The organism is Haloferax profundi (genome assembly GCF_001469865.1).
Classification (GTDB): domain Archaea; phylum Halobacteriota; class Halobacteria; order Halobacteriales; family Haloferacaceae; genus Haloferax; species Haloferax profundi.
The window spans coordinates 1-1760 of sequence record NZ_LOPV01000423.1 but is presented as its reverse complement, the minus strand read 5'-3'; the positions used below and the strand labels follow the sequence as shown (position 1 = coordinate 1760).

General features: G+C 57.8%; 2 protein-coding genes. Both read left to right on the top strand.

What is annotated here, in order from left to right:
* The coding region (locus tag AUR66_RS14315; protein ID WP_058572960.1) for a carbohydrate ABC transporter permease at nucleotides 1-572 on the top strand (572 nt) is incomplete at its 5' end.
* Nucleotides 572-1717, top strand: a complete 1146-nt coding sequence (locus tag AUR66_RS14310; protein ID WP_058572959.1) for an ABC transporter ATP-binding protein — start codon at nucleotides 572-574, stop codon at nucleotides 1715-1717. The genes AUR66_RS14315 and AUR66_RS14310, both read left to right, overlap by 1 nt.
* Nucleotides 1718-1760 lie beyond the last annotated feature (43 nt).

Sequence of the window (1760 nt, the reverse complement as noted above, 5' to 3'; positions counted from 1 at the left end):
CTATCGCTGTCGCTGCAGGCTACGGCTTGACACGATTCGACTTCACCGGGAAGTCACTGGCAGCGCGAGCAGTGCTGTTCTCGTACATGTTCAGCCCGATCGTGCTCGCAATCCCACTGTACGTCGTGTTCTCGACGCTCGGACTGCTGAATAGTCATTTCGCACTTACACTTGCGCTGACTGCCATCTCCGCCCCGTTCTGCATCTGGTTGATGTGGCAGTACTTCCAGACCGTCCCAATCGCACTCGAAGAGTCTGCCTGGGTCCGTGGCGCGAGCCGATGGCGCACGGTCAAAGACGTCGTCTTACCCGTCGCCCGACCAGGCTACATCTCCTCTGCAATCTTCGCGTTTGCTGTCGCGTGGAACGACTTCACCATGGCTCGTGTCGTGATGAGTCGAGACGAGATGTACACGATTACCGTCGGTGCGTCGCTGTTCTTAGACCGCGTCAGCATCGGTTGGGGTGAGACGATGGCCGTCTCGCTTCTCATCGCCCTCCCGCCGTTCCTCATTGCACTGTTCCTGCAACGATACCTCCTCCAGGGCTTCAGCGTTGGAGGCCTCGAATAATGGCAACTAGCATCCACTTAGACACCGTCAGAAAGGAGTTTCGCACCCTCGGAAATACCCACGTCGCCGTCGACGACCTCTCACTCGACATCCCCGAAGGTTCGTTTACGACCTTCGTTGGACCGTCAGGGTGTGGGAAGACGACGACATTGCGCATGTTAGCTGGGCTAGAGACGCCCACATCCGGGACCGTATCGTTCGGTGACGAGGATGTGACCGATCTCCCACCACAAGAACGCAACGTCTCGATGGTGTTCCAGTCGATCGCACTCTACCCCCACATGTCTGTCCGGGAAAACATCGGGTACGGACTGAAGATACACGGTGTTCCGAAATCCGAACGAGACGAACGCATCGACGAGGCGGCGGAAGTCCTCCAAATCGAACAGCAACTGGAGAAGATGCCGTCCGAACTCTCCGGCGGTCAGCAACAACGTGTTGCACTCGGTGGGGCGTTTGTCCAAGACCCGGACGTGCTCCTCTTAGACGAGCCGATGTCTGACCTCGACGCGAAGCTCAAGTCTGACCTTCGTGTCGAAATCCAGCGACTGCACCAAGAACTCGACACGACGGTTGTCTACGTCACTCACGACCAAACTGAGGCGATGACGATGAGCGATCAAGTCGTCCTTCTCCGTGAAGGTGAACTCGCCCAGGTAGACCCACCGAAACGGCTGTTCGACTACCCCAACTCCGAGTACGTCGCCCAGTTCATCGGCATGCCATCGACGAACGTCGTCGAGTGTTCTGTGACCGAACAAAACAGTGTGACCTCGCTCGAAGGCCCGGGTCTGACGGTCCCACTCCCGGCCGAAGTCAAACCACCTGCCTCCGATTCCGTCCGGTTAGGAATTCGACCCCAGTATCTCGAGGTCGGGTCTACGGGCTCATGCACACTCACAGTCGATGTCGAAGTCATCGAGACGCTTGGCACCGAATCCGTCGTTCACGGCCGCCTCGCTGATGGAACGAACTTCGACGTCGTCAGCGACGCAGTCGACGACGTATCTGCTGGTGACAAGCTCGACGTGTCGTTCGATATCTCAGATGCATTCGTCTTCGGCGATGACGGAGACACGATTCTCTTTGGAGCAGAACGAGCTGAGGAGACGTCGGTCACTGGTTCGACTGGAGGCATCGCTTAATGAGCGGTGTCGACGAGGAAGCCACCCAGTCCACGTCCGAGAC